General features: G+C 74.4%; 23 protein-coding genes and 1 pseudogene. 16 read left to right on the forward strand and 8 right to left on the reverse strand.

From position 1 onward, the window contains the following. Positions 1-34: 34 nt before the first annotated feature. Complete coding sequence (locus tag BUE44_RS09285) at positions 35-997, forward strand: electron transfer flavoprotein subunit alpha/FixB family protein (RefSeq protein WP_073495996.1); 963 nt, start codon at positions 35-37, stop codon at positions 995-997. A gap of 144 nt (positions 998-1,141) precedes the next feature. Continuing rightward, positions 1,142-2,404, forward strand: a complete 1,263-nt coding sequence (locus BUE44_RS09290) for a DUF6986 family protein (RefSeq protein WP_073495998.1) — start codon at positions 1,142-1,144, stop codon at positions 2,402-2,404. A gap of 17 nt (positions 2,405-2,421) precedes the next feature. Here BUE44_RS09290 and BUE44_RS09295 read toward each other — a convergent pair whose 3' ends face one another. Beyond that, complete coding sequence (locus BUE44_RS09295; protein ID WP_073496001.1) at positions 2,422-3,411, reverse strand: LacI family DNA-binding transcriptional regulator; 990 nt, start codon at positions 3,409-3,411, stop codon at positions 2,422-2,424. A gap of 153 nt (positions 3,412-3,564) precedes the next feature. Between BUE44_RS09295 and BUE44_RS09300 the strand changes: the two genes are divergently transcribed. The 3 genes from BUE44_RS09300 (at position 3,565) to BUE44_RS09310 (ending at position 6,712) form a co-directional block, all read left to right on the forward strand. Continuing rightward, complete coding sequence (locus tag BUE44_RS09300) at positions 3,565-4,533, forward strand: ROK family protein (RefSeq protein WP_073496003.1); 969 nt, start codon at positions 3,565-3,567, stop codon at positions 4,531-4,533. A gap of 545 nt (positions 4,534-5,078) precedes the next feature. Continuing rightward, on the forward strand, positions 5,079-5,654 hold the full coding sequence (locus tag BUE44_RS09305) for a winged helix-turn-helix transcriptional regulator (RefSeq protein WP_073496006.1): 576 nt from the start codon (positions 5,079-5,081) through the stop codon (positions 5,652-5,654). A 23-nt stretch (positions 5,655-5,677) separates the two neighbouring features. After that, positions 5,678-6,712, forward strand: coding sequence for an NUDIX hydrolase (locus BUE44_RS09310; RefSeq protein ID WP_073496008.1), 1,035 nt, complete (start codon positions 5,678-5,680; stop codon positions 6,710-6,712). Between the two features lie 65 nt (positions 6,713-6,777). Here the strand turns inward: BUE44_RS09310 and BUE44_RS09315 are convergent, their stop codons facing one another. Continuing rightward, the gene (locus BUE44_RS09315; protein ID WP_073496011.1) at positions 6,778-8,151 is read right to left on the reverse strand and encodes a dipeptidase; all 1,374 of its coding nucleotides are present in this window, start codon (positions 8,149-8,151) and stop codon (positions 6,778-6,780) included. A gap of 159 nt (positions 8,152-8,310) precedes the next feature. Here BUE44_RS09315 and BUE44_RS09320 point away from each other — a divergent pair, with 159 nt between their 5' ends. Beyond that, positions 8,311-9,567, forward strand: a complete 1,257-nt coding sequence (locus BUE44_RS09320; RefSeq protein ID WP_073496013.1) for a geranylgeranyl reductase family protein — start codon at positions 8,311-8,313, stop codon at positions 9,565-9,567. 58 nt (positions 9,568-9,625) lie between these two features. On the opposite strand, the gene BUE44_RS09325 is transcribed toward BUE44_RS09320, so the two are convergent. Continuing rightward, positions 9,626-10,138 (reverse strand): nitroreductase family deazaflavin-dependent oxidoreductase, encoded by a 513-nt coding sequence (locus BUE44_RS09325; RefSeq protein ID WP_073496015.1) that lies wholly within the window; start codon positions 10,136-10,138, stop codon positions 9,626-9,628. 146 nt (positions 10,139-10,284) lie between these two features. Here BUE44_RS09325 and BUE44_RS09330 point away from each other — a divergent pair, with 146 nt between their 5' ends. The 3 genes and pseudogenes from BUE44_RS09330 to BUE44_RS09340 all read left to right on the forward strand — a co-directional run bounded on the left by BUE44_RS09330 (position 10,285) and on the right by BUE44_RS09340 (position 13,478). Then, positions 10,285-11,076: a TetR/AcrR family transcriptional regulator gene (locus BUE44_RS09330; RefSeq protein ID WP_079189612.1), complete on the forward strand. Its 792-nt coding sequence runs from the start codon at positions 10,285-10,287 to the stop codon at positions 11,074-11,076. Positions 11,077-11,151: 75 nt separating this feature from the next. Beyond that, positions 11,152-12,345: pseudogene (locus BUE44_RS09335) on the forward strand (sensor histidine kinase); the annotation flags it as partial. Positions 12,346-12,812: 467 nt separating this feature from the next. Further along, positions 12,813-13,478, forward strand: coding sequence for a response regulator transcription factor (locus tag BUE44_RS09340; protein ID WP_073496017.1), 666 nt, complete (start codon positions 12,813-12,815; stop codon positions 13,476-13,478). A 119-nt stretch (positions 13,479-13,597) separates the two neighbouring features. Here BUE44_RS09340 and BUE44_RS09345 read toward each other — a convergent pair whose 3' ends face one another. Next, positions 13,598-15,208 carry an MFS transporter gene (locus tag BUE44_RS09345; protein WP_079189613.1) on the reverse strand — a complete coding sequence of 537 codons (1,611 nt, stop codon included), beginning with the start codon at positions 15,206-15,208 and terminating at the stop codon, positions 13,598-13,600. A gap of 85 nt (positions 15,209-15,293) precedes the next feature. Here BUE44_RS09345 and BUE44_RS09350 point away from each other — a divergent pair, with 85 nt between their 5' ends. Next, positions 15,294-15,695, forward strand: a complete 402-nt coding sequence (locus BUE44_RS09350) for a MarR family winged helix-turn-helix transcriptional regulator (protein WP_073496019.1) — start codon at positions 15,294-15,296, stop codon at positions 15,693-15,695. A gap of 63 nt (positions 15,696-15,758) precedes the next feature. On the opposite strand, the gene BUE44_RS09355 is transcribed toward BUE44_RS09350, so the two are convergent. Both BUE44_RS09355 and BUE44_RS09360 read right to left on the reverse strand, forming a co-directional pair. Continuing rightward, on the reverse strand, positions 15,759-16,136 hold the full coding sequence (locus BUE44_RS09355) for an SCO4225 family membrane protein (RefSeq protein ID WP_073496021.1): 378 nt from the start codon (positions 16,134-16,136) through the stop codon (positions 15,759-15,761). A gap of 136 nt (positions 16,137-16,272) precedes the next feature. Continuing rightward, positions 16,273-17,610 carry an MFS transporter gene (locus tag BUE44_RS09360; RefSeq protein ID WP_200804376.1) on the reverse strand — a complete coding sequence of 446 codons (1,338 nt, stop codon included), beginning with the start codon at positions 17,608-17,610 and terminating at the stop codon, positions 16,273-16,275. Between the two features lie 17 nt (positions 17,611-17,627). Between BUE44_RS09360 and BUE44_RS09365 the strand changes: the two genes are divergently transcribed. Further along, positions 17,628-18,851: an ROK family protein gene (locus tag BUE44_RS09365; RefSeq protein WP_073496024.1), complete on the forward strand. Its 1,224-nt coding sequence runs from the start codon at positions 17,628-17,630 to the stop codon at positions 18,849-18,851. A 176-nt stretch (positions 18,852-19,027) separates the two neighbouring features. Next, positions 19,028-19,345 carry an SHOCT domain-containing protein gene (locus BUE44_RS09370; RefSeq protein WP_073496026.1) on the forward strand — a complete coding sequence of 106 codons (318 nt, stop codon included), beginning with the start codon at positions 19,028-19,030 and terminating at the stop codon, positions 19,343-19,345. 132 nt (positions 19,346-19,477) lie between these two features. Here the strand turns inward: BUE44_RS09370 and BUE44_RS09375 are convergent, their stop codons facing one another. Both BUE44_RS09375 and BUE44_RS09380 read right to left on the reverse strand, forming a co-directional pair. Beyond that, a complete protein-coding gene (locus tag BUE44_RS09375) occupies positions 19,478-20,011 on the reverse strand; it encodes an ATP-binding protein (RefSeq protein WP_079189626.1) in 534 nt (177 codons plus the stop codon). 264 nt (positions 20,012-20,275) lie between these two features. Beyond that, positions 20,276-21,619 (reverse strand): aminotransferase-like domain-containing protein, encoded by a 1,344-nt coding sequence (locus BUE44_RS09380; protein WP_073496030.1) that lies wholly within the window; start codon positions 21,617-21,619, stop codon positions 20,276-20,278. Between the two features lie 156 nt (positions 21,620-21,775). On the opposite strand from BUE44_RS09380, the gene BUE44_RS09385 reads away from it, so the two are divergent. The 4 genes from BUE44_RS09385 to BUE44_RS09400 all read left to right on the forward strand — a co-directional run bounded on the left by BUE44_RS09385 (position 21,776) and on the right by BUE44_RS09400 (position 25,588). Beyond that, positions 21,776-22,588: an alpha/beta fold hydrolase gene (locus tag BUE44_RS09385; RefSeq protein WP_073496234.1), complete on the forward strand. Its 813-nt coding sequence runs from the start codon at positions 21,776-21,778 to the stop codon at positions 22,586-22,588. 52 nt (positions 22,589-22,640) lie between these two features. Beyond that, positions 22,641-23,417, forward strand: a complete 777-nt coding sequence (locus BUE44_RS09390) for a molybdopterin-dependent oxidoreductase (RefSeq protein ID WP_073496032.1) — start codon at positions 22,641-22,643, stop codon at positions 23,415-23,417. Then, the gene (locus BUE44_RS09395; RefSeq protein WP_073496034.1) at positions 23,401-24,051 is read left to right on the forward strand and encodes a cytochrome b/b6 domain-containing protein; all 651 of its coding nucleotides are present in this window, start codon (positions 23,401-23,403) and stop codon (positions 24,049-24,051) included. The genes BUE44_RS09390 and BUE44_RS09395 overlap by 17 nt, the downstream gene beginning before the upstream one ends. A gap of 136 nt (positions 24,052-24,187) precedes the next feature. Continuing rightward, the gene (locus tag BUE44_RS09400) at positions 24,188-25,588 is read left to right on the forward strand and encodes a hypothetical protein (protein WP_073496036.1); all 1,401 of its coding nucleotides are present in this window, start codon (positions 24,188-24,190) and stop codon (positions 25,586-25,588) included. Positions 25,589-25,664: the final 76 nt, after the last annotated feature.

Below are 25,664 nucleotides of genomic sequence, written 5' to 3' on the forward strand. Positions count from 1 at the left end.
CCCGCCCCTCACTTTCCGCAGGAGAACGATTCCCATGGCTGAAGTCCTCGTCCTCGTCGACCACGTGGACGGTGCCGTCCGCAAGCCGACCCTCGAACTGCTCACCCTGGCCCGCCGGATCGGCGACCCGGTCGCCGTCCACCTCGGCCCGGGCGCCGAGACGGCCGCCCCGGTCCTGGCCGAGCACGGCGCTGTCAGGGTGCTCACCGCCGACGCGCCCGAATTCACCGACTACCTGGTGGTGCCCAAGGTGGACGCGCTGCAGGCCGCGGCCGCCGCCACCTCGCCCGTCGCCGTCCTGGTGGCGTCCTCCGCCGAGGGCAAGGAGGTCGCGGCCCGCCTCGCGCTGCGGCTCGGCTCCGGCATCATCACCGACGCCACCGACCTGGTGGCCGGCGACGACGGCCCCGTCGCGACCCAGTCCGTCTTCGCGGCCGCCTTCACCACCAAGTCCCGGGTCAGCCACGGCGTGCCGGTGATCACCGTCAAGCCGAACTCGGCGCCGGTGGAGCCGGCCGCGGCGGCCGGCACGGTCGAGCCGCTCGCGGTCACCTTCGGCGAGCTGGCCACCGGCACCAAGGTCGTCTCGCGCACCCCGCGCCAGTCGACCGGCCGCCCCGAGCTGACCGAGGCCGCGATCGTGGTCTCCGGCGGCCGCGGCGTCAACGGCGCCGAGAACTTCTCGGTCATCGAGGAGCTCGCCGACTCCCTCGGCGCGGCTGTCGGCGCCTCCCGCGCCGCGGTGGACGCCGGCTGGTACCCGCACACGAACCAGGTCGGCCAGACCGGCAAGTCGGTCTCGCCGCAGCTCTACATCGCCAACGGCATCTCCGGGGCCATCCAGCACCGGGCCGGCATGCAGACCTCCAAGACCATCGTGGCGGTCAACAAGGACGCCGAAGCGCCGATCTTCGACCTGGTCGACTACGGCGTGGTCGGCGACCTCTTCCAGGTCGTCCCCCAGCTCACCGAGGAGATCAAGGCCCGCAAGGGCTGATCTGCGCCCCGCACCACCATCGGCCGGCCCCCGTACGCACCGCGTACGGGGGCCGCGCCGTGCGCCCCTTGAGGGTGTTGACCCGGCGGAAGGCCCCGGGCTAGCGTCCCTTCAACGATTTGTTGAAATTCGGGAGGGTGGCCCATGCCGCAGCCGGCCGGAACGACACTTGCGGACGCCTACGTCGCCGGAATCGGCGCGTCACTGGCCGCCACGGACGCCGAACTGGCCCGCCGCTACCCCGGCGACCCCGGCACCCGGCAGCCGGTGCACACCGTCTACGTGCCCGCCGACGCCTTCACCGCCGGGACGGCACGGGAGTGGGGCGACCGGGCACTCGCCGCGCTCGACGAGCACGCCCCGGACGCCGCGGCGCTCGCCTCCGTACTCGGCCTGCCCGGCGCGCTCGCCGCCGAGGTCCACGACCGGGTGCGGGACAAGTTGCGGCGCGAACCGGTGGAGGACCTGCGGATCGACTTCGAGGACGGCTATGGCGCCAGGCCCGACGCCGAGGAGGACGCCGCCGCGGTGGCCGCCGCGCACACCGTCACCGCGCTGACCGCGGAGGGCGGCGCGCCGCCCTGGATCGGCATCCGCATGAAGTGCATGGAGGCGGCCGTCCGCGACCGCGGCATCCGCACCCTCGACCTCTTCCTGACCGCGCTGCTCGACGGCGGCGGGCTGCCGGACGGGCTGGCGCTCACCCTGCCGAAGGTGACCTTCCCCGCCCAGGTGGCCGCCATGGCCGCGCTGTGCGGGCAGTTCGAACAGGCCGCGGGACTGCCCGACGGCCGCATCGGGTTCGAGATCCAGATCGAGACCACCCAGGCGATCCTCGGCCCCGACGGCGCCGCCACCGTGCCCCGGCTCATCGACGCGGCGGCGGGCCGCGCCACCTCCCTGCACTACGGCACCTTCGACTACAGCGCCGCCTGCGGGGTCAGCGCGGCCCACCAGGCCCCCGACCACCCGGCCGCCGACCACGCCAAGGCCGTGATGCAGGTCGCCGCCGCGGGCACCGGGGTACGGCTCTGCGACGGCTCCACCAATGTGCTGCCGGTCGGCCCGGCGCAGGCCGTGCACGACGCCTGGCGCCTGCACTACGGACTCGTACGCCGCTCGCTGGCGCGTGCCTACTACCAGGGCTGGGACATGCACCCGGCGCAGCTCCCGACCCGTTACGCGGCCGTCTACGCCTTCTGCCGGGAGGGCCTGGACACCGCGTCCGCCCGGCTGGCCGGCTACGTGGCCAGGACGGCGGGCGCGGTGCTCGACGAGCCGGCCACGGCCCGTGCCCTGAGCGGATATCTGCTCAGGGGCCTGGACTGCGGAGCCGTGGACCCGGCGGAGGTAGCGGAACGCACCGGACTGACCCGCGCCGAACTGGACGCGCTGGCCGGCCGCTGAGAGGTCGCCCTCCGTCGTCAGGAGGCCGGCGGGATCTCGCCCGAGCCGCGCGGGATCAGCCGCGCCGGCAGCTCGATGCGGCTGGCCTCCTCCGAGGTGGCGCCGTCCAGCCGGCGGAAGAGCAGCTGCGCGGCGCTGCGGCCGAGCCCCGGGGCGTCCTGTGCCACGACGGTGACCGGCGGGTCGAGCAGGTCGGCCAGTTCGAAGTCGTCGAAGCCGACGAGCGCGACCGGCCGCGGGCGGCCGGACAGGACGCGTACGGCCGTGACCGTGACCCGGTTGTTCCCCGCGAAGAGGGCGGTGACCGGTTCGGGCCCGGCGAGCATGGTGGCCAGCGCCGCCCTGACCCGCTCCGGCGTGGTGGGGCCCATCGCGTACCACTCAGGGCGCACCGGCAGCCCCGCGTCGGCCATCGCCTCGCGGTAGCCGCGCAGCCGCTCCGTGGCGGTGTGGATGCCGGGCTGGTCGCCGATGAAGCCGATCCTGCGGTGGCCGTGCGCGATCAGGTGCGCCACACCGGTGCGGGTGCCGCCCGCGTTGTCGGTGAGCACGACGTCCGCGTCGATCCGGCCGGCGGGCCGGTCCACGAACACCGTCGCGACACCCGCGTCGATCTCCGGGGTGAGGTAGCGGTGGTCGTCGCCGGCGGGCACCACGACCAGCCCGTCGACCCGGCGGGCGCAGAATGCCAGTACCAGCTCCTGCTCGCGGCGCGGGTTCTCGGCGCTCGAACCGGTGAAGAGCAGCGCGCCGTGCGCGCGGGCCACGTCCTCCACGGCGCGGCTGAGGGCGCCGTAGAACGGGTCGGCGAGGTCCTCGAGCACCAGCCCGACGCTCGCGGTCCTGCGGGTGCGCAGCAGCCGCGCGCTGTCGTTGCGCCGGAATCCGAGCGCGTCGATGGCCGACTGGACGCGCGCCACGGTGTCGGGCGTCACGCCCGGTTCCTCGTTCACCACCCGGGACACCGTCTTGAGGCCGACGCCCGCCCTGGCGGCGACATCCTTCATGGTGGGCCGGGGGACACGTCCAGGAGTATGGGTCACGGTCGTAGTATTCCCTGCGGCAAGAGATGGACAACGTTGTCACGATCAGGCGAGACTACCTCTGGGGCCGCCGTCGCGGAACCCGCGCGACACAACGACGAAGGAGACCCCCGAACGATGCACCCCCACGGCGCGACCGGTCCACTCGTGGCCGCACTGGACATCGGCGGAACGAAGATCGCCGGGGCGCTCATCGACACCGAGGGCCGCCCCGTGGTGCGGTCCCTGCGGCCGACACCCCCCGGCGGGGACGGCGAGACGGTGATGCGGGCCGTCGCCGAGGCCGTCGCGGAGCTGCGCGCCGCCCCGCAGTGGTCCGCGGTGGTCGCCGTGGGCATCGGCAGCGCCGGCCCCGTGGACGCCCTGCACGGCACCGTCAGCCCGGTCAACGTGCCCGGCTGGCGCGACTTCCCGCTGGTCCCGCGGGTCGGCGAGGCGGCCGGCGGCCTGCCGGTGGTGCTCACCGGCGACGGTGTCGCGATGACCGCGGCCGAGCACTGGCAGGGCGCCGCCCGCGGCTACGACAACGCGCTGTGCATGGTGGTCTCGACCGGGGTCGGCGGCGGGCTGGTGCTCGGCGGCGCCCTGCTGCCCGGCCCCACCGGCAATGCCGGGCACATCGGCCACATCAGCGTCGACCTCGACGGCGACCTGTGCCCGTGCGGCTCGCGCGGCTGCGTCGAACGCATCGCCAGCGGCCCCAACATCGCCCGCCGCGCGCTGGAGTCCGGCTGGCTGCCGCCGGCCGGCACCGAACCCACCGCGGCAGCCGTCGCCGAGTCCGCGCGGGGCGGCGACCCGCTCGCGGTGGCGTCCTTCGACCGCGCCGCCCAGGCACTCGCCGCCGGCATCGCCGCGACCGCCACGCTTGTCGAGATCAACGTCGCCGTGATCGGCGGCGGCGTCGCGGGCGCGGGCCCGGTGCTCTTCGACCCGCTGCGCGACCACCTGTCCCGCTACGCGACCCTCTCCTTCGCGGCGGGCGTGGAGGTCGTCCCGGCCAAACTCGGCACGGACGCGGGCCTGGTGGGCGCGGCCGCCGCGGCGGCGCAGGGCCTCGGGCTCTCGGGTTTCGTGGCCGGCTGACCGTGTACGGCGCGGGGAACTGCGCCGCCCATCGCTCCGGCCGCGTGCGCGCGGCCACCGTCGTCGGCGGGACGGCTGCCTCTCAGGGGTGCGAGGCCGCCGGCGAGCGCGGGGACGGGGAACGGCCCGTCGGTCGTACGGGCGGAGGACCATGTGGTGCGGCGGATCGGCCGAGGCCTGCGTCCTGCTGCGGCATCTGCGCCGTTCCTGCCGGTCCGCTCAGCCGCGCGTCCTCAAATGCACCGCGTGGACCTATTGCCGCGCCGCCGCGGCCGGCGTGCGGGCGCGGCGGCAGGGAAGCGGCCGTGGGTGGCGGCCACGACGGAGGCGGTCAGTGCGACGCCCGGGGGCGGAACGGGCGGAACCGGCGGAACCGGCGGAGCGGGCGGAACCGGCGGAACGGGCGGTGCAGCCGGCGCCCGAACCCGTCCCGCTGCGTACGGCCGGGACGTAGCCGGGGGCGGTGAGTCCGGTTCGTCGGGCTCACCTCGTTGGCCGAAGCCGAGCTAAGTCTGTTCAATAAACCTGCCGATAGGCTGAGCCCTATGGCACTCGGCACGGATTACGCGCAGCAGGACTGCACGCTCGCCCGCGCCTTGGAGGTGGTTGGGGAGCGGTGGAGCCTGCTGATCGTGCGGGACGCCTTCTACGGCGTGCGCAGGTTCAATGACTTCCTCGTCCACCTGGACATCCCGCGGGCCGTGCTCACCGCGCGACTGGCCTCTCTCACCGCGGCGGGGGTGCTGCGCAAGGAGGCCTACCAGCAGTCGCCGCCGCGCTACGACTACGTCCTCACCGACGCCGGACTCGACCTGTGGCCGCCGCTGCACGCGCTGATGCGCTGGGGCGGCCGGTACGCCTCGGAGGGCGAGCCGACCAGGACCTTCCACCACGCCGACTGCGGGAGCCGGCTCGACATGACCGGCGGCTGCCCGGCCTGCGGGGTGCCGCAGGTGGCTCCCGCCGACGTCGAGACGCGCTCCGTGGCCGGCCCGGACCCCCTGCGCCGCGCCGACCCGGTCGCCGCCGCGCTCGTCACCCCGTCCCGCCTGCTGCGGCCGGTGCGCGGCGCCGCCGGGGCCGGCGCGTTTGCCGGGGGCGAGGATCCGGGCAATTCGTAGGGGTCTACGGAGAAGGGGGCACCGTGATCATCTGGGTGAACGGGGCGTTCGGCGCGGGCAAGAGCACTGCCGCACGGGAGCTGCTCGACCTCGTACCGGAAAGCACCCTGTACGACCCCGGCGTGCTGGGGAGCTGCCTGCGGCAACTGCTGCCGGAGAAGCGGCTCCAGGAGGTCACCGACTACCAGGAACTCCCCATCTGGCGGCGGCTGGTGATCGAGAGCGCCGCCGCGCTGCTGGCCGAGGTCGGCGGGGTCCTCGTGGTCCCGATGACGCTGCTGCGGCAGGAGCACCGCGACGAGATATTCGGCGGGTTCGCCTCCCGTGGGATCGAGGTCCGGCATCTGCTGCTCGACCCGGGAGAAACGATCCTGCGAGCCCGTATCGCCGACTGGACCGAACACCCCGACCACTCACCGGTCGGTGACGCCGCCCGCCGCTGGGCGCTGGAGCGCGTCCCCGACTACCTCGACGCGCTGCCCTGGCTGACGCTGGACGCCCACGTGCTGCCTACGGCCGGGCTGACACCGCGGGAGACGGCGCTGCGGCTCACCGAAGCCGTCAGCCAGGGCGCCGGGGCCTGCGGCATCGTACAGACACCGGAGCCGCGCGCCGAGACGGTGGCCGCCGGGGTGCTGCTCTTCGACGACGCCGACCGCGTCCTGCTGGTCGACCCCACCTACAAACCCGGCTGGGAATTCCCCGGCGGCGTCGTCGAGCGCGGCGAGTCACCGGCACAGGCCGGGCACCGCGAGGTCGCCGAGGAACTGGGTATCGAACTGACCGGCGGCCTCGAACTGCTGGTGGTCGACTGGGAACCGCCGCACCCGCCGGGCCACGGCGGACTGCGGCTGCTCTTCGACGGCGGCCGGGTGCCGACCGCCGACATCGACCGGCTGCTCCTGCCGCCCACCGAACTGCGCGGCTGGCGCTTCGTCACCGAGGAAGAGGCCGCCGACCTGCTGCCATCGGTCCGGCTCGACCGGCTGCGCTGGGCACTGCGCGCCCGCGAACAGGGCCGTCCCCTCAACCTGGAAGCCGGCCACCCCGCCGAATGACCCGCCGCCGGACCCGCCCCGCAGGCCGCGGGGCGGGATCGCGGCACCCGCGGCCCGGCGGCGGCTCAGCCGGCCGACACGGGCGCCTTGGACGCCGCGTACCGCTGCAGGAAGACCGCCTCAGCCAGCGAGAGCCGCTCCAACTCCTCCGGCGACACGCTCTCGTTGACCGCATGGATCTGCGCCTCCGGCTCGCTCAGCCCGATCAGCAGGATCTCCGCCTCGGGATACAGCGTCCCCAGCGTGTTGCACAGCGGGATCGACCCGCCCTGGCCGGCGATCGCCAACTCCTGCCCGTACGCCTCCCGCATCGCCTCGGCCATCGCGGAGTAGGCGGGGCTCGAGGTGTCGGCGTGGAAGGGCTGGCCGCTGCCGCGCTGGGTCACCTCGACCCGGGCACCCCAGGGCGCCGCCGACCGCAGATGGGCCGTCAGGGCCTCCGCGGCCTGCTCCGCCGTCACACCGGGCGGCACCCTGACGCTCACCAGGGCCCCGGCCGTGGCGTGCACCGACGGCGTGGCGCCGATGACCGGCGGAGCGTCGATGCCCAGCACCGTCACCGAGGGGCGGGCCCAGATACGGTCGGCGACGCTGCCGGTGCCGATCAGCTCCACCCCGTCGAGCACCTTGGCGTCCCGGCGGAAGTCCTCCTCCGGATAGTCCAGTCCCGTCCAGGTGCCCGAGCCGTCGAGGCCGTCGACGGTGGTCGCCCCCGAGGCGTCCCGCAACGAGTCGAGCATCCTGATCAGCGCCGCCAGCGCGTCGGGCGCGGCCCCGCCGAACTGGCCCGAGTGCAGATTGCCCTCAAGCGTGGCGACCCGCACCACCAGTTGCACCATCCCGCGCAGCGTCGAGGTCACGGTCGGCAGGCCCACCCGGAAATTCCCCGCGTCGCCGATCACGATCGCGTCGGCGGTGAGCAGATCCGGGTGCGCCTCGGCATAGCGCTCGAGCCCGCCGGTGCCCTGTTCCTCGGAACCCTCCACGATCACCTTGACGGTCACCGGCACCCCGCCGTGCTCCTTCAGCGCCCGCAGCGCCGTCAGGTGCATCAGGACCCCGCCCTTGCAGTCCGCGGCGCCCCGGCCGTACCACCGCCCGTCGCGCTCGGTCAGCTCGAACGGCGGCGACAGCCACGCCGACTCGTCCAACGGCGGCTGCACGTCGTAGTGCGCGTACAGCAGCACCGTCGGCGCGCCCACCGGCCCCGGCAGCAGACCGTAGACCGATTGGGTGCCGTCCGGTGTGTCGAGCAGGGCCACGTCCTGGAAGCCCTCGCCGCGCAGGGCGTCCGCCACCCAGCCCGCCGCCTTCTCGCTCTCGCTGCGCGGGAACTGCCGCTCGTCGGCGACCGACGCGTACGAGACCAGCTCTGCCAGCTCGGTGCGTGCACGGGGCATGAGTGAGGCCACGGTCTCGGACAGCGGGACGGACGGCATGGGCTGCTCCTCGCAGGAATCGGGGGACTGCTGTGGTCGTTGGTGCGCACAACGGGTCGCTGCCGATGGTGCCACAGCGAGCCGACCCCGACGGGCGCAATAGGATGCCCTGAGCAGGGGCGACGACAGCCGGACGGGCCGAGCGGAGCGGAATCAGACGTGAGCGGTGAGCAGGCGGCGCAGGACAGCGGTGCGGGAGACGGCGAGACTCCCACGGTCTGGGACGTCGTGGTGATCGGCGCGGGTCCCGCGGGAGCGTCGGCGGCCCATGCGGCAGCTGTCACCGGCCGCCGGGTCCTGCTCCTGGAAAAGGCCGAACTTCCCAGGTACAAGACCTGCGGCGGCGGCATCATCGGCCCGTCGCGGGACGCGCTGCCGCCCGGTTTCGAACTGCCGTTGCGCGACCGGGTGCACGCGGTCACCTTCAGCCTCAACGGCCGGCTGTCCAGGACCAAGCGCTCCCGGCAGATGCTCTTCGGGCTGATCAACCGCCCCGAGTTCGACGCGGCCCTGGTCGACGCGGCCCGCGAGGCCGGTGCCGAGGTGCGCACCGGTGTGACCGTCTCCCGGGTCGAGCAGCACGGCCCCGGTGTGCCCGACCGGCGCACGGTCGCGGTGATACTGAACGCCAGCGGCGCGGCAGCCGGAAAGCGCGACGAGGAGATCGTCTACGCCCGCGCCGTGGTCGGCGCCGACGGCAGCGCCAGCCGGATAGGAGCCCATGTCGGGGTCAAGCTCGACCAGGTGGACCTCGGCCTGGAAGCGGAGATCCCGGTGCCGACCGCCGTGGCCGAGGACTGGAGCGGCCGGGTGCTCATCGACTGGGGCCCGCTGCCCGGCAGTTACGGCTGGGTCTTCCCCAAGGGCGACTCCCTCACCGTGGGCGTCATCTCCGCCCGCGGCGATGGTGGTGCCACCAAGCGCTACCTGGACGACTTCATCGCCCGCCTCGGCCTGGCCGGCTTCGAGCCCAGCGTGTCCAGCGGGCACCTCACCCGCTGCCGCGCCGACGACTCGCCGCTGTCCCGCGGCCGGGTGCTGGTGTGCGGTGACGCGGCGGGCCTGCTCGAACCCTGGACCCGGGAGGGCATCTCCTACGCGCTGCGCTCCGGCCGGCTCGCGGGGGAGTGGGCGGTGCGCATCGCCGAGTCGCACGACGCAGTGGACGCCCGCCGGCAGGCGCTCAACTACGCCTTCGCCGTCAAGGCCGGCCTCGGCGTCGAGATGGGCGTCGGCCGCCGGATGCTCACCCTCTTCGAGCGGCGCCCCGGGCTGCTGCACGCGGCGCTCACCACTTTCCCGCCGGCCTGGCGGGCCTTCGCCGGCATCACCCGCGGCAAGCGCTCGCTCGCCGAACTCGTCCGCACCCACCCGATGGCCCGCCGGGCGCTGGACAGCGTGAACAACCGGGCCTGATCGCCGGACCGCGGCGGCAGCCGGGGGCCGCGCGCACGGTCCGGCGCCTCGGGCGACGTCACCTGCCCGCGCTCCCGGTCGCGCCCTCGGCCTCGTCGGCCCGCCGTATCCGGAAGACCGGGTGCTTGGGCGCTATCGCCCGCAGCTCCTCGTCGCTGGAATCCGGGCCCACGCCGGCGAAGAAGACGCCCACCTCGGCCTTCCAGCGCTTGAGGTACCCGCGCAATATCGGGCTCTTGTCGTCGTCCGCGATCTCGACCGCGGTGAACTCCTCGACCTTCTTGCCGAGGTGCAGCTCGCCGCCGCCGGCCGCCCGCATGTTGTACGTCCACTGGACATGGCCGCGCGGGGCCACCAGATAGCGCTCGCCGTCCAGCGTGAGCACGTTGACCGGAGTGGTCCGCCACTCCCCGCTCTTGCGGCCGCGGACCGCGAGCACCCGCGAACCCCAGACGCTGAAGCCGCGGCGGGTCAGGAAGGCGACTGCCCGGTTCATGACGTTGACGGTGAGCCAGCCGGGCTTCTTGACGTGCTGAGCCTGCTGGGGCTGCTGCTGGGTCTGCTCGGACATGATGGCGTCTCCCTGTTTTGTGAGCGGTGCTCTCGCTTGAGAACAGTGTGCCTGAGCCGGTCGCTCGAAAGCAAGAGCACCGCTCTCCAATTTTTTCAGGGCTCTCGTTCTTGGTCATCGCTCTCGGGGATGGCACACTGGATTCCATGAGTGCGATCAGAGGAGCAAGAGAACGGGCCAGGGTGGAGATCACCGCAGCCATCAAGGAGGAAGCGGCGCGGCAGCTGGCGGCGCAGGGCTCCGCCGGGCTGTCGCTGCGGGCGGTCGCCCGCGAGCTGGGCATGGCGTCCTCCGCTCTCTACCGCTACTACCCCAGTCGCGACGACCTGCTCACCGCCCTCATCATCGATGCGTACGACGCGGTCGGCGCCGCCGTCGAGGAGGCGCTGGCCGCGGTCGACGGCAGCCGGCCGGCCGCGGAACCGGTCGACCGGTGGGTCGCGGTGTGCCGAGCGGTCCGCGACTGGGCGATCGCCCATCCTTACGAATACGCCCTGATCTACGGCTCGCCCGTGCCGGGTTACGCGGCGCCCCAGGACACCGTCGTGCCCGCGTCCCGGGTCCCTCTCGCGCTGGTGTCGGTGGTCCGCGACGCCCACACCGCCGGCCTGCTCGGCGAGCCGGCCGGCCGCCCGCTGGCCGGTCCGGTGCGCGCGGACGCCGGCCGGCTGGCCGCCGAGCTGGCGCCCGAGCTGCCGATCCGGGTGATCGCCGCGCTCGTCGCCGCCTGGGCCCAGGTCTTCGGGATCGTGAGCTTCGAGCTCTTCGGCCAGTTCAACCAGGTCGTGGAGGCCCGGGGCGAGTTCTTCGAGCAGGCCGCGGTCGCGCTGGCCGCGCAGGTGGGGCTGCGGACCGACGGCGCCGCCCAGGACGGTGCGACAGCCGCGGGCGACTCGGAGGGCGCATCCGGCGCCGACGGCATACTCCGGGAGAAGTAGCCGCGGTGCCCCCCGGCGGCGGACGCGGGGGCCGCGGGGCGCGGTCTAGCGTGGACGCATGACGTACGAGGACGCATGAGCTACGAGGCGCAGCCGGGGCCGCCGCGGCGCGGGCGCCTTTCCGCAGGCCGGGGCCATCGCGGCGGGTTCTCGCTGTGGGTGCCCGCGGTGGTGCTGGCCTTCGTCCAGGTGGTCGGCTCCAGCGTGGCGGGGCGGCACCAGACCGTACGCGTCGACCTGGACTGGGTCGGCTACCTGCTGCTGCTCGCGGGCCCCGCGCTTCTGCTGCTGCGTCGCCGCATGCCCGTCGCGGTGGCCGCGGGCACCGCCGTGGTGACGCTGCTCTACACCGTCCTCGGATATCCCTACGGGCCGGTCTTCGCCAGCCTGGTGGTGGCCTTCTTCGGCGCGGTCGCCGCCGGGCACCGCAGGGCCGTGCTCATCGTGGCCGGCGCCGCCTTCGCCGGCCACGCGCTGGTCGGCGAGTGGCTCTACCGCCGGCTGCCGCCGTCCGGCGACGGCCGCACGTCCTGGCAGGAGCTGTCCGGGGCGGCGGCCTGGCTGCTCGCGGTGCTGGCCGGGGCGGAGCTCTTCCGGGTGCGGCGCGACCAGATCGCCAAGGAGCGGCGGGAGCGGGCCGCGGCGGAGCAGCGCCAGGTCGACGAGGAGCGGATGCGGATCGCCCGGGAGCTGCACGATGTGCTGGCGCACAGCATCTCGTTGATCAACGTGCAGGCCGGCGTCGCCCTCGCGCTGATGGACGAGCGCCCTGAGCAGGCCCGCACCGCGCTCACCACGATCAAGGCGGCGAGCAAGGAGGCGCTGGGGGAGGTGCGGCAGGTGCTCAGTACGCTGCGGGCGCCCGGCGAGGCGCCGCGCGCCCCCGCGCCCGGCCTCGACCGGCTCCCCGAACTGCTGGAGCAGGCCACGGCCGCGGGGCTGCACGCCGAGGTGACCGTCGAGGGCGATGCGGTGCCGCTTCCCGCGGGCGCCGACCTGGCGGCCTTCCGCATCATCCAGGAGGCGCTGACCAATATCGTGCGCCACTCCGGATCCCGCACCGCACGGATCCGTCTCGGCTACGAACCCGGCTCCGTGCAGGTGCGGGTGGACGACCAGGGGCCGGCGGCGGCCGGCGGCGAGGGCGGCGGCAACGGCCTGGTCGGCATGCGCGAACGCGCTGCCGCGCTGGGCGGCACGGTCGAGACCGGGATCCGCCCCGACGGAGGCTTCCGCGTCCTGGCCCGACTGCCCCTCACCGCCCCCGAGCCCCCGACGACGCCGGCGTCGCCGTCCCCCGGCTCGGCACCTGCCGGACCCGTGCCGGGTACTGACTCGCGGACGGGCTCCGCACCCGCTGGGCCGGCCTCTGGCGGTGACTCCGCACCTGCCGGACCCGCGCACGGCACTGACCCGCGGGCGGGCTCGACACCGGCCGTACCGGCATCGGGAGCTGACTCGCCGGCCGGCACGGACCGACCGCAGGCCGCCTCCGAGCGGCCCCACCGGTCAGACGCCGCCGCGGCGGCCGCCCCGGCCGGACCCCTCGGACCGCCCGCCCCGGCCCGACCCGCGGGCCCGGCCGACCCGGCCGCCCACGCCCGAGCCGCCGACCCCGCACACCGCGACCCCGCCCGCCGCGACCGCCCGCACCGCGACCCCGTCCCGGGCAGCCGCCCGGCTCCCGGCACCACCGGCCGTGCGGCAGGACGGGCCGCCGGCGAGGAGCGTCGTCCATGATTCGGGTCGTGCTGGCCGACGACCAGGCGCTGGTGCGGGCCGGTTTCCGGGCGTTGCTCGACGCGCAGAGCGACATCGAGGTCGTCGGGGAGGCGGCCGACGGGCAGCAGGCGCTGCGGACCGTCCGGGAGGTGCGGCCGGACGCGGTGCTGATGGACATCCGCATGCCGGTGATGGACGGGCTCGCCGCCACCCGGCACATCACCGGGGACGCCGCGCTCGAAGCGGTGAAGGTGGTCGTGCTGACCACCTTCGAGCTGGACGAGTACGTCTTCGAGGCGATCCGCGCCGGCGCCTCCGGCTTCCTGGTCAAGGACACGGAGCCGGCCGAGCTGCTGCGAGCGGTCCGTGCGGTCGTGGGCGGCGACGCGCTGCTCTCGCCCGGCGTCACCCGCCGGCTGATCGCGGAATTCGCGGCCCGCTCCAAGGAGCCGGCCGCGGTGACCCTCCTCGACCAGCTCACCGACCGCGAACGCGAGGTGATGGCGCTGGTCGGCCTCGGCCTGTCCAACGAGGAGATCGCCCGCCGCCTGGTGGTCAGCCCGCTCACCGCGAAGACGCACGTCAGCCGGGCGATGGTCAAGCTCGGGGCCCGCGACCGGGCCCAACTGGTCGTATTGGCCTACGAGTCCGGTCTCGTACGCCCCGGCTGGCTCGGCTGACCCCGGGTCACGGCGGCCCGACCGCGACGCGGGCCGGCCCGGCTCCGCACCAGGAACGTGCGGAGCCGGGCCGGAAGTGGAAGGTGTACCCGGGCGGGATGCACGGGCACACCCGCGGATCACTCGCGCCCCGTCCCCGTACCTCCGGACGCGGGACCGGACCCGGAGGCGGCCCTCCCGGCAGGGGCGGCCTCCGAGACGGACGAGGACGACGACGCGGACGCGGACGTCGCGACCGGCGCAGCCACCGCCCCGCCGTCGACCCGTCGCGCCTCGTCCACGGCCGAGGACGCGACGAGGATGCCGTACGAGGGCCGCTGCCTGCGCAGCCCCGACAGGGTGAGCAGCAGGCCCGCCACGCCGATGCCGGTGACGGCCCACAGCGCGGGTCGGTAGCTGTCGAGCACGGCCTGCTTGCCGCCGCCGTGCCCGCCGGTGTTGGCGGTGACGACCGCCGTGACGACCGCGAGGAAGATCGCACCGCCGACCTGGAAGGAGGTGTTGAGCAGGCCGGAGACCATGCCCTGCTCCTCGTTCTTGACGCCGTTCGTGGCCTGGATGTTGAGCGAGGGGAAGGCCAGCGCGAAGGCCGCGCCGAGCAGCAGCATCGACGGCAGGATGACGGCGGCGTAGCTCGGGTGCAGGTCGATGCGCAGGAAGAGCGCGTAGCCGGTGACCAGCGACACGAAGCCGGCCGCGATCACCCGCGGGGTGCCGAACCGGTCGACGATGGGCCCCATCCGGGTGGACAGGATGGCGACCAGCGACCCCGCGGGCAGGAAGGCGAGCGCGGTCTGCATGGCGCTGTAGCCGAGCACGTTCTGCAGATACTGCGTGACCAGGAACTGGAAGCCGATGTACGAGCCGAAGAAGGTGGCGCCGCCGATGTTGGCGCGGACCTGGCTGGAGGAGCGGAGCACGGCCAGCCGGATCAGCGGGTGGGACGAGCGGCTCTCGATGACGACGAAGGCCGCGAGCAGCGCCGCGACTCCGGCGAAGGAGCCGAGCGTACGGGCCGAGGCCCAGCCGGCGCTGGAGGCCGAGACGACCGTGAACACCAGCAGCAGCATGGACGCGGTGCCGGTGACGGCGCCGGGCAGGTCGTAGCCTCTGCCCTCGGTGCTCTCGCGCGGGGTCCTGGGGATCAGTTTCAGGCCGGCGATCAGCGCGATCAGCGCGACGGGCGCGGGCAGCAGCATCGTCCAGCGCCAGCCCGCCTCGGTCAGGAAGCCGGAGAGCACCAGGCCCATCGAGAAGCCGGTGGCGCCGCAGCTGGAGTAGATGGTCAGGGCGCGGTTGCGCACCGGGCCCTCGGCGAAGGTGGTGGTGATGATCGACAGGCCGGCCGGTGCGGTGAAGGCGGCACTCAGGCCCTTGATGAAGCGGGTGGCGATCAGCAGCGAGCCGGAGTCGACCAGGCCGCCGAGCAGCGAGGCGACGGCGAAGATGCCGAGTGCGACGAGGAAGACGCGGCGCCTGCCGAGCAGGTCCGCCGCGCGGCCGCCGAGCAGCAGCAGGCCGCCGTAGCCGAGGATGTAGCCGCTGACGACCCACTGCAGGGAGTTGGTGGACAGGTGGAGGTCGTCACCGATCGAGGGGAGCGCCACGCCGACCATCGAGACGTCGAGTGCGTCGAGGAAGAGCGCGCCGCACAGGACGAAGAGTGTGCCCCATTGCAGGGCACTCCAGCGCTCTTCGGACCGGGGGACGGTGATTGACGGAGAGGTCATGGTCGGTAGATTACATGCATGCGCATCAGATGCAAACGCATTTAATGTCCGTGCATCGGGGTCCGTTTTCTGCTACCCTGCGAACATGACCGTGGACAAGGGTGAGCGGGCGCTGGAGCGCGAGTGGCGGGAGATCCTCGCCATCCACGCGCGGACCGCGTGCGAACTCGACCGTGAGCTGCATCAGTACGGGCTCGGCGCGAGCGACTTCGAGGTGCTCGACGTCCTCGCGGGCGACCCCGAGGACGGCAGCTGCACCTTCCGCGTGCAGGAACTGGCCGACCGGGTGCACCTGAGCCAGAGCGCGCTGTCCCGGCTGGTCGCCAGGCTGGAGAAGGAAGGCCTCGTCGACCGCGGCATCTGCAGCGAGGACCGCCGCGGTGTCTACGTGGCGATCACCGACGACGGCCGGCAGCGCTACGAGCGGGCCCGCCCCGGCCACCGCGCCGTCCTGGAGCGGATGCTCGCCAAGCCCGCCCAGGTGTGACCCGCTCCCTCGCGAACCGCCGGCACTCCCTCATGAACCACCCACGACGGTGACGCGTACGCCTCAGGTGTGCCGCGTCGCGTCGCCCGACGCCGCCCTGCGGCGGCGGGCCAGCCTGGCCGCGTAACCGAGCAGGACGGCGTTGACCGCAGCGCCGACCAGTGCGGCGAGCACCGCGAGAGCCCAGCCGGACCAGCCGAAGGACGTCGTCTCGACGTCGAGCCCGCCGGCCGACGCGGCGAGCGACCACAGCAGCGGCGTCCACGGCAGCGTGACCGCCAGCAGCAGGAAACCGGTGGGCGAGGCGTGCCGGTGCGAGACCAGGGCGGTGTCCAGGAGCAGCAGCACCAGGGCGACGCCGACCACGACCAGGTAGATGCGGGACGCCCGCTCCCTGTGCGCCGGGCGGGTGGCATCGATCAGCCGGGCCGGTACGCGCATCGCTCCTCCTCGGGCCGGAAGCGGGGGCGGTCCGCCGCGGCCGTCACCAGCATCCCTCTGTCCGGCGATTCCGGCGCCTGTGATGTGCGTCAAGTCCCGTGGCGGTGCCCCCGGTGCCCGCTGTGTCCGCGGTGCCTCAGGCCCTGCGGCCGGTGTTGCGTACGGCGTACGCGATGGCGGCGGCCGCCGCGCCCAGCGCCGACACCGTGGTCAGCGCGGTCGGCAGGCCCACCGCGTCGGTCAGGAAGCCGATCGAGGGCGGCCCGAGCAGCATCCCGCCGTAGCCGAAGGTGGACGCGGCGGCCACGCCGCTGGGACCGGTGAGGGCCCCGGCCCTGGCGATCGCGGTCGGGAAGAGGTTGGCCAGGCCGAGACCGGTGAGCGCGAAGCCGAGCACCACCAGCGGGACCACCGGGGCCAGGGCGCCGAGCAGCATGCCGCAGGCCGCGGTGAGGCCGCCGAGCACCAGCACCCGGGTCTGGCCGAGCCGTTCGAGCAGCGCGGTGCCCGACAGGCGGCCCAGCGTCATGGCCGCCGCCACCGCCGCGTATCCGGCCGCCGCGATGCCCGGGCCGCCGTGCAGGTCCTGCTGGATGTGCAGCGGCCCCCATTCGGCGAGCGCTCCCTCTCCGTAGGCCGAGCAGGCCGCGATCAGCCCGAAGAGCAGGACCAGCACGCCGGTGCGCCGCACCCCGTCCGCGGCGGAGGACCCGCCGGACAAGGCCCCATCGGGAGTGGACCGGCCGGCGGAGAGCCCACCGGGAGTGGACCGGCCGGCGGAGGACGCAACGGGCAAGGTCCCGCCGGGAGCAGGCTCCGCGGCGGGCTTCGCCCGCACCACGTCCTCCCGCGGTAGCTCGATCGGGTGGGCCAGCAGTACGCGTCCGGCCAGGGCGACGGTGAGCAGGCCGACCGGGGTGAGCAGCAGCAGATGGGTGGCGGGCGGGAGGTGCGGCGCGAGCAGTCCGCCCAGGCCTGCGCCGATCAGCCCGCCGAGGCTGTACGCGGCGTGGAAGCTGGACATGACCGGGCGGCGCATGGCCGCGACCAGTTCGACGGCGACGCTGTTCATGGCGACGTTCAGACCGCCGTACGATACGCCGAACACCAGCAGGACCAGGCCGAGTCCGAGTGCCGAGTGGGTTCGGGGCGGCAGGGCGATGCTGAGCGACAGCACGACGGCAGTGGCCAGGGTGACCCGGTCGCTGCCGAAGCGGCGGCAGAGCCGCCCGGTGAGCACCATCGTCAGCACCGCGCCTGCGGACACGCCGAGCAGCGCCAGGCCCAGCTGGCCGGCGGAGGCGCCGACCTGGGCCTTGATGGCCGGGATGCGCACCACCCAGCCGGCGAAGAGGAAGCCGTCGACGGCGAAGAAGACGGTCAGGGCGATGCGCAGGCGGCGCAGGACGGGGTCGATGGCGGGAGTGTGATGGGATCGGCTCAGGGCCGTCCCTATTTTGTTTAGCGTCGGCACAAAGTCAGAATAGGGGGGTGACACAGATTCGGACAAGGCTTGAGCGGGGCCGCGGTGCACTCGGGCCCGCGCTCTCCCTGGTGCACACCGGCCGCGCGGCGACCCGCGCGCTTCTCACCGCCGAACTGGGCGTGACGCGCGCGACCGCGGGTGCGGTCGCCGCGGAGCTGGAGGCGCTGGGCCTGATCCGGGTGGACACCCGGCCGAGCGGCCCCTCCGGTGCGCAGGGCCGGCCCTCGCACCGGCTGGACGTCGCGCCCGAGGGCCCGGTCGTCCTGGCCGCGCAGGTGCACGCGGACGGCTTCCGGGCCGCGCTCGTCGGGCTCGGCGGGGAGATCGTGGCCACCGCGCCCGGCAGCATGACGGTGCCGGCCGACCCCGCGCACGTGCTGGCGGCGGTCGTCGAGGCCGGCGCCGACCTGCTGCGCGGGTCGGGGCGGGTGTGCGTCGGGGCGGGCCTCGCGGTGCCGTCCGCGGTCGCAGAGCCCGAGGGCACCGCGCTCAACCCGCTGCACCTGGCCTGGCCCGCGGGCGCCCCGGTGCGCGACGTCTTCACCAGCCAGATCGCCCGGGTGGGCATCCTCGGCCCCGACGGCGAGCCCGTCGCGTCCTTCGTCGGCAACGACGTCAACGTGGCCGCGCTCGCCGAGCACCGGCACGGCGCGGGCCGCGGAGCGCAGCACCTGCTGGTCGTCGCCTCGGGCCACCGCGGCGTCGGCGGCGCGCTGGTGCTCGACGGCCGTCTGCACACCGGCAGTTCCGGGCTCGCCCTGGAAGTGGGCCACCTCACCGTGCAGCCCGACGGGCGCCCCTGCCACTGCGGGAGCCGGGGCTGCCTCGACGTCGAGGCGGACCCGCTGGCCTTCCTCGAAGCGGCGGGCCGCCTCCCGGGCCCCGAGGTCTCGCTGCTCGAACAGAGCCGCGACCTGCTCCGTACGGAGTATGCCGACCCGGCCGTCAAGGCCGCGGCGCACATCCTGATCGACCGGCTGGGCCGCGGCCTGGCCGGCATGGTCAACGTCCTCAACCCCGACCGCATCCTGCTCGGCGGCCTGCACCGGCACCTGCTGGACGCCGCCCCCGAGGCGCTGCGCGCGGTGGTGGCCGACCACAGTCTGTGGGGACGCAGCGGCAGCGTGCCGGTGGTGGCCTGCGCACTGGACCACAACAGCCTGGTCGGCGCCGCCGAGTTGGCCTGGCAGCCGGTGCTCGACGACCCGCTGGCGGCGCTGGGGGGCTGACGGCGCCCCTCGCGGCAGGTCATCTTGCGCGGTACGCCGCCCCCCGCGCGACGGCTCTCGGCGTACTTCCCGGGGAGCAGCGCCGCTGCCGCCGGCCGTACGACGATTTCGGCGGGCACGGGAGGCAGGCTCGGTGGTGTCGGGAGAACCCGGCGCGACCGAGGAGATGACGGACGATGAACACCCTGGCTTGGCACGACGGCGGGCCCGGCCCGTGGATCCTCTTCCTCCCGCTGGTCTGGTTCTTCGCGGTGGCCGCCCTGGTCACCGTGCTGCGCCGCACGGTGTGGCGCGGCCGCGGCGGACCGTGGCAGCGGACCAGGCCGGCGGCGTCCGGCGAGCACAGCCCGATGGCGGTGCTCGGACGGCGGTTCGCCGCGGGGGAGATCGACGAGGAGGAATACTGGCGGCGCATGTCGGTGCTCGAGGAGCACTTCGCCCGTGACCCGCGCGGCCCCGGCGGCGGCAAGGGCGCCGCGCCCTGGGCGAGCTGACGGGCCGCAGGAGCGCCGTACCGAAGGCGAGTTGACGCGGCGGAGGGCGCCTCCACCGCGTCCGTACGGCCGGGCGCCGCCTCCCGCGGGGGAGACGGCGGCCGGCCCGCGTACTGTCGCCGAGTGCTGCGGTCAGGCCGCGGCGGCCATGGCGACCGGCTCGGGGAGCGGCTCGGGCTCGGGCAGCGCGCGTTCGAACGGCACCGTGGTCCGCAGCGGTACCAGCGTCGGCACCGAGAGCGGGGTGCGCAGGACGAACCACACGACCTTGCCCGCGTCTTCCGGCAGCAGGTCGGTGCCCCAGCTGTCGCTCATCGCCTCGACCATCGTCAGACCGCGCCCGGTGGTGGCCATCGGCTCCACCGGCCGCAGCTGCGGCAGCCGCGGGTCGTGGTCGGTGACGGCCACGGTGAGACGGTCGTCGGCGAGGGTCAGCCGTACACCGCACTTCTTGTCGGGCTTGGCATGTCGGTGCACGTTCGCCAGCAGCTCGCTGGTGGCGCTCGACGCGGGTTCGACCAGCGGATCGAGCCGCCAGTAGCGCAGCTGCGCGGAAACGATGCGGCGGATCTGCTGGATCCGGTACGGGTGCGCTTCGAGTTCGAGCGTGCACTCGTGTTCGGTTCGGTGGGTCGGGTCGGTCCTGTCTGTTTCGTCGGCTTGCATGATCACGGCTGCGACTCCCTCCGCGGCTGGGACGGGCCCCGCACATGCGGGGAACCGCCCTTTCGCCGCTCCGATGGGAACACCTGAGCGAAACTGCGTAGAGTGACTGCTACAGCACTCCGTGATGCGATATCAGCGTCACCCGATGTGAGGAATCCCGCAACTCGTCGTGCACGGCGGCCCTGACCAGCCGATTCCGTGTGCGGGACGGGCCGAACCGGAAATGCCACCGCCAGCTGGCCGCACCGCCGACCGGCGGCGTCCTCACTCCGGAGCGACACCGTCGGGGCCGGTCCGCGCGAGGTCCGCCAGCGTGGTCAGCGTCCGGCCCAGCACCGCCGGAGGGGGAGAGGCGAGCCCCAGGCGCACGGCGGACGGCGTGCGGTGCGGCCCCACCACGAAGGACGCCGCCGGGGTGACCGCGATGCCGAGCCGGGCGGCGGCTGCCACGAAGGTGTCGGCGCGCCACGGGGCGGGCAGCTCCCACCAGCGGAAGTACGAACCCGGTCCGGACGTCGTCGTGAGGCCGGCCAGGGCTTCCGCCGCGATCCGCTGCCGGTGGCGCGCGTCGGCCCGTTTGGCCGCGGCGATCGCCGTGGCGGTGCCGTCGGTCAGCCAACCGGTCACCGCCGCAAGGGCGTAGCCGGCGCCCGCCCAGCCGCCGGAGCGCAGCGCGGCCGTCACCGCCGCGGTCAGCGCGGGCGGGGTGACGGCGAAGCCCACCGTCAGGCCCGGCGCGAGCCGCTTGGAGGTGCTGTCGACCAGGATCACCCGCTCCGGGGCGTACGCGGCGAGCGGCGGCGGCGCGTCCTCGCGCAGGAAGGACCACACCGCGTCCTCCACCGCCGTCAGCCCCGTCTCCCGCAGGGCCGCGGCCAGTTCGGCCCGGCGCGGGTCCGGCATCGTGACGCCCAGCGGATTGTGCAGCGTCGGCTGGACGTAGACCCCGCCCAGCGGCGCCGCCCGGTGCGCGGCGAGCAGCGCGCCGGGCAGCAGCCCCTCCCCGTCGCACTCCAGCGGCACCGGCGTGATGCCGAGCCGGGCCGCGACCGCCTTCACCACGGGATAGGTCAGCGCTTCCACGCCCAGCCGCCCACCGGGTCTGACCAGCGCGGCCAGGGCTGACGCGATGGCCTGCCTGCCGTTGCCCGCGAAGAGCACGCCGTCCGGGTCCGGCGCCCATCCGGCGGAGGTGAGCAGCCCGGCGACCGCCTCCCGCGCGGCCGCGGTGCCCGCCGCTCCGGACGGGCGCAGCGCGGCGGCCAGCACGTCGGGCCTGGCCAGCCGGGCCAGTCCGGCGCCCAGCAGCTCCGACTGCCCCGCGGCGACCGGGTAGTTCAGCTCCAGGTCCACCCGCGCCGCCGTCGGCTCCGCGAGTGCCGGGTCCGCCGCGGGCGCGGCCGCCCGCACGAACGTGCCGCGGCCCACCTCGCCGGTGACCAGGCCGCGGCGGGCCAGTTCGGCGTAGACCCGGCTCGCCGTCGAGTCGGCGATCCCGTGCCGCCGCGCGAAAGCCCGCTGCGTCGGCAGCCGGTCCCCGGGCCGCAGCCGCCCCGCGGCGATCTGGGCCGCCACCGCGTCGGCCGCCCGCCGGAAGTCCCGCGCCATCTCCGCACCCCCGCCGCCAGGTCCCCGCGGACCACGTCATTGCACCGAGATCAAATCACATCATTGCCCTCGCAAATGCCCCGCGCCTAGCATCGGAGCAACGGGCTGACGAGGGGAAATCCGCAGGTGAACAGCGTTCTGATCAACGGCATCACCATGACCTACGACGACACCGGCGGTGGCTCCGACAGCGCCGGGAGCGTACTGCTGCTCGTGCACGGGCACCCCTTCGACCGCACCATGTGGCGCCCGCAGCAGGGCGCGGCGCCCGGCCACCGGGTGGTCACCCCCGACCTGCGCGGCTACGGCGGCACCCAGGTCGTCCCGGGACTGACCCCGCTGAGCACCTTCGCCGCCGATCTGGCGGGACTGCTCGACCACCTCGGGGTGCGGCGGGCTGTGCTGTGCGGCCTGTCGATGGGCGGTCAGATCGTGCTGGAATTCCACCGGCTCTTCCCCGACCGGGTCGCCGGGCTGGTGCTCGCCGACACCTTCGCGCAGGGCGAGACCGAGCAGGGCAGGAAGGAACGCAACGACCGGGCCGACCGGTTGCTGCGGGACGGCATGTCCGGCTACGCCCACGAGGTGCTCGACTCCATGGTCTCGCCCGCGACCGTCGCGGACCGGCCGGAGGTCGCCGCGCACGTGCTGGGCATGATGCTCGCCGCACCGCCCGAGGGCGCCGCGGCCGCCCTGCGCGGCCGGGCCGAACGCCCCGACTACACCGCGACGCTGCCGACCGTCGCGGTGCCCACCCTGGTCGTCGTCGGCAGCGACGACGTCTTCACCCCCGTCGCGGACGCCGTCTTCCTCCACGACCGCATCCCCGGCTCGCGGCTGGCCGTCATCGAGGGCGCCGGGCACCTGCCCAACCTGGAGCGCCCCGCCGCCTTCAACGACGCGCTCGCCGGCCTGCTCGCGACCGTAAGGGAGAGCGCGCGGGACGGCGCAGATATGACGGAATCCTGACGGCGTCGGACCGGCCCTGGTCAGATGGCGGCCGGCGTGCTCGAATCGAGTCATGGACGAGCGCATGCCGCCGGTGAGGGCACCGGAAGAAGCCCCGACCCCGGAACCGGGGCCCTCCGAGGAGGGCCGCGGCACACCGGTCGGGCGGCGGGTCGTGCTGGGCATGCTCGGGCTCGGCGCGGTCGGCGTGGGAGTGGGCGGCGCCGTCCAGGACAAGCTGGACTCCGTCCTGGCCTCGGTCAGCGCCAAGGATCCCACCGGGGTGGTCGGGCTTCTGCCGGGCGGCGGCGGATTCCGCTTCTACTCGGTGTCCAACTCCATCCCGCACCGCGGCGAGAGCGACTACCGGCTGACCGTCGGCGGCCTGGTCGACCGGCCGGCCGGCTACCGGCTCGCCGACCTGCGCGCCCTGCCGCAGACCCGGGTGGTGCACGACGTGCAGTGCGTCACCGGCTGGCGGGTGCCCAAGACCGCCTTCTCCGGGGTGCGGCTGTCCACCCTGCTGGACGCGGCCGGGGTGCGCCCCGGCGGCACCGCGATCCGCTTCAACTGCTTCGACGGCGTCTACACCGAGAGCCTGACCCTCGACCAGGCCCGCGGCGCCGACATCCTGGTCGCGCTCACCATGAACGACAAGCCGGTCACCGCCGCCCACGGCGGACCCGTCCGGCTCTACGTGGCGCCCATGTACTTCTACAAGTCCGCGAAATGGCTGTCGGGCATCACCGTGACCAAGGACGTGCAGCCCGGCTACTGGGAGCACTACGGCTACGACGTCGACGGCTGGGTCGGCAAATCGAACGGCCGGAGCGATGACCCCACCACCTGACTCCCGGCTGCGAACCGGACTGCGCCGCTTCACCCGTGCCGAGACCTGGGTGCACCGCTCGGTGAACTGGCTGATGGGCATCTGCGTCCTCACCGGCGCGTGCCTCTACTTCCCGCCGCTCGCCGAGCTCGTCGGCCGCCGCAGGACGGTGGTCACCCTGCACGAATACTCCGGCATCGCCGTCCCCGTGCCGGTGCTGCTGGGCCTGGCCTCCCGCGCCGTGCGCCGCGACCTCGGCCGGCTCGGCCGCTTCTTCCCGCACGACTGGCGCTGGCTGCGGGTCGCCCTGCGCCGCCGCCGGCGGGAGCCGAGCCTGGCGGGGAAGTTCAACGCGGGCCAGAAGCTCTACGCCGCCTTCGCCGCCGGTGCGCTGCTGATCATGGCGGGCACCGGCATCCTGATGTGGTTCCCGCGCCTGTCGCCGCTGATGTGGCGCACCGGATCGACCTTCGTGCACGACTGGCTCGCGCTCGCCTTCGCCGCGGCCATCGCCGGGCACGTGTGGTTCGCCACCCAGGACCCCGAGGCGCGGCGCGGGCTGCGCACCGGATACGTGTCGCGCTGGTGGGCGCGCGAGGAGCACCCCCTGTGGCGGACCGAGCCCCCGCCGGAGCCGCCGCAGGAAGGACCCTGACCTACGGCGTCGGACCACGTCCGGCCCGAGGTCCCGCCCCGGTGCCGGGCTTTCGCAGCAGTCCTGTGACGGCCAGGACACCCGGCAGCCGTCCTGAGGACACCGGGCTTTCGGGACCCGCGCCTAGCTTCGGCATATGACGACGTCTCAGACGGCACCACCGCAGCGGGAGGTCGCGGCGACGGCGGAGCCCGCCACCGCCCCGGTGCCGGAGGCCTACCGGCCGCGCCGCGGGCCGCGGCTGCTGAGCGGCGGACCGCGCCGGCTCGGCGTCCGTACCGTCGCCGCCCTGGTGATGCTCGGCGCGCTGTGCGCGGTCGCCGTGATCGGCGCGGTCGCCGTGCGCCACGACACCGCGCGGCTGCGCACCACCGTCACCCACCGCGCCGCGGTCTCCGCCCAGCTGCGCTTCGCACTCGCCGACCTCGACGCGGAGCGCGCCGACACCCTCGCGCCCGGCCACGCGGCCGCCGACCACGACACCCTCGTCGGCAACCAGCTCAACGCCCTGCTCACCGCCCAGGAGCGCCGCGCCCAGGTCAGCGGACTGCTCCAGCAGCTCGGCGCGGACCGGTCCCGGCACGGGGCGGTCACCGGCCTGCTCGACGGCCTCGGCCGCTACGACGACCTCAGCGGCCGCGCGGCCTACGTCGCCGAGCAGGACCCCGACCCGGCCGCCGGACATCCGCCCATTCGCGCGGTGTCCCTGAACGTGCAGGCCGGCAACGTCATGCACGACCAGCTGCTGCCCGCCGCCGGCCGCCTGTCCGAGGCCTACCAGAAGCAGGCCGACGAGCAGCGGGCCGCCGCCCACGACGCGGCCGTCCGCTGGAGCCTGGTGATCGCCGCGCTGGGCCTGGCCGCGGTCGCGGTGCTGCTGTGGTGGCAGTGGGAGATGGCGCGCGACTACCGCCGGCGGTTCAACCCCGCCCTGGTGGCCGCGAGCGCCGCCGCCCTGGCCGTCACCCTCGCCGGCGGCCTCGCGCTCACCGCCACCGCCGACGCGGTGACCGCCGCGGGCGAGCAGGGGCTCAGGCCCTGGACCAGGCTCGCCGAGGCCCACGCGGTCGCCGCACAGGCCGCGGCGAGCGAGAGCCGCTGGTTCGTCCACGCATCGGCTTTCGGCGCCGCCGACCAGCAGCAGTTCGACGACCTCGCCAAGGCGCTCGACGGCCTGCTGTCGCCCGACGGCTACGCCACCGACGCCGAGCGCCCCGCCTACCTGGACGTGCTGGCCCGCTACGGCCACTTCCGCGCCGACGACGTCCGGCTGCGGTCGCTGAAGCGGTCGGGCGACATCGAGCAGGGGGCCGCGGTGCTCACCGAGGTCGGCCGCGGCGACGTGGCCTTCGACTTCTGGGACTTCTCCACCACCCTGGACCGCCTCGCGGGGCAGCAGCTGGCCGACTTCTCGGCGCAGGCCGACGACGCGGACGACGCGCTCGGCGGCTGGCCCGGGGCGCCCGCGGGGGCGCTCGGCCTGGCGGCCGTGCTGGTGCTGCTCGGGGTGCGGCCGCGGCTCGCGGAATACCGCTGATGTCGGCCACTCACCGTCACGGCTCGGCCACCACCCCGGACCGTACTTGTCACTTCCGGTGCCGTGCGGGTAAAAG

This window comes from Actinacidiphila paucisporea (assembly GCF_900142575.1).
Lineage (GTDB): Bacteria > Actinomycetota > Actinomycetes > Streptomycetales > Streptomycetaceae > Actinacidiphila > Actinacidiphila paucisporea.

Bases quoted from the DNA above. Each gene is read 5' to 3' on its own strand.
- BUE44_RS09395 (WP_073496034.1), top strand. From the start codon at position 23,401: ATGACCCCACCACCTGACTCCCGGCTGCGAACCGGACTGCGCCGCTTC.
- BUE44_RS09380 (WP_073496030.1), bottom strand. From the start codon at position 21,619: ATGGCGCGGGACTTCCGGCGGGCGGCCGACGCGGTGGCGGCCCAGATC.
- BUE44_RS09285 (WP_073495996.1), top strand. From the start codon at position 35: ATGGCTGAAGTCCTCGTCCTCGTCGACCACGTGGACGGTGCCGTCCGC.
- BUE44_RS09370 (WP_073496026.1), top strand. From the start codon at position 19,028: ATGAACACCCTGGCTTGGCACGACGGCGGGCCCGGCCCGTGGATCCTC.
- BUE44_RS09345 (WP_079189613.1), bottom strand. From the start codon at position 15,208: ATGACCTCTCCGTCAATCACCGTCCCCCGGTCCGAAGAGCGCTGGAGT.
- BUE44_RS09390 (WP_073496032.1), top strand. From the start codon at position 22,641: ATGGACGAGCGCATGCCGCCGGTGAGGGCACCGGAAGAAGCCCCGACC.
- BUE44_RS09375 (WP_079189626.1), bottom strand. From the start codon at position 20,011: ATGCAAGCCGACGAAACAGACAGGACCGACCCGACCCACCGAACCGAA.
- BUE44_RS09300 (WP_073496003.1), top strand. From the start codon at position 3,565: ATGCACCCCCACGGCGCGACCGGTCCACTCGTGGCCGCACTGGACATC.
- BUE44_RS09355 (WP_073496021.1), bottom strand. From the start codon at position 16,136: ATGCGCGTACCGGCCCGGCTGATCGATGCCACCCGCCCGGCGCACAGG.
- BUE44_RS09325 (WP_073496015.1), bottom strand. From the start codon at position 10,138: ATGTCCGAGCAGACCCAGCAGCAGCCCCAGCAGGCTCAGCACGTCAAG.
- BUE44_RS09290 (WP_073495998.1), top strand. From the start codon at position 1,142: ATGCCGCAGCCGGCCGGAACGACACTTGCGGACGCCTACGTCGCCGGA.
- BUE44_RS09385 (WP_073496234.1), top strand. From the start codon at position 21,776: ATGACCTACGACGACACCGGCGGTGGCTCCGACAGCGCCGGGAGCGTA.
- BUE44_RS09400 (WP_073496036.1), top strand. From the start codon at position 24,188: ATGACGACGTCTCAGACGGCACCACCGCAGCGGGAGGTCGCGGCGACG.
- BUE44_RS09350 (WP_073496019.1), top strand. From the start codon at position 15,294: ATGACCGTGGACAAGGGTGAGCGGGCGCTGGAGCGCGAGTGGCGGGAG.
- BUE44_RS09305 (WP_073496006.1), top strand. From the start codon at position 5,079: ATGGCACTCGGCACGGATTACGCGCAGCAGGACTGCACGCTCGCCCGC.
- BUE44_RS09340 (WP_073496017.1), top strand. From the start codon at position 12,813: ATGATTCGGGTCGTGCTGGCCGACGACCAGGCGCTGGTGCGGGCCGGT.
- BUE44_RS09295 (WP_073496001.1), bottom strand. From the start codon at position 3,411: ATGAAGGATGTCGCCGCCAGGGCGGGCGTCGGCCTCAAGACGGTGTCC.
- BUE44_RS09330 (WP_079189612.1), top strand. From the start codon at position 10,285: ATGAGTGCGATCAGAGGAGCAAGAGAACGGGCCAGGGTGGAGATCACC.
- BUE44_RS09315 (WP_073496011.1), bottom strand. From the start codon at position 8,151: ATGCCGTCCGTCCCGCTGTCCGAGACCGTGGCCTCACTCATGCCCCGT.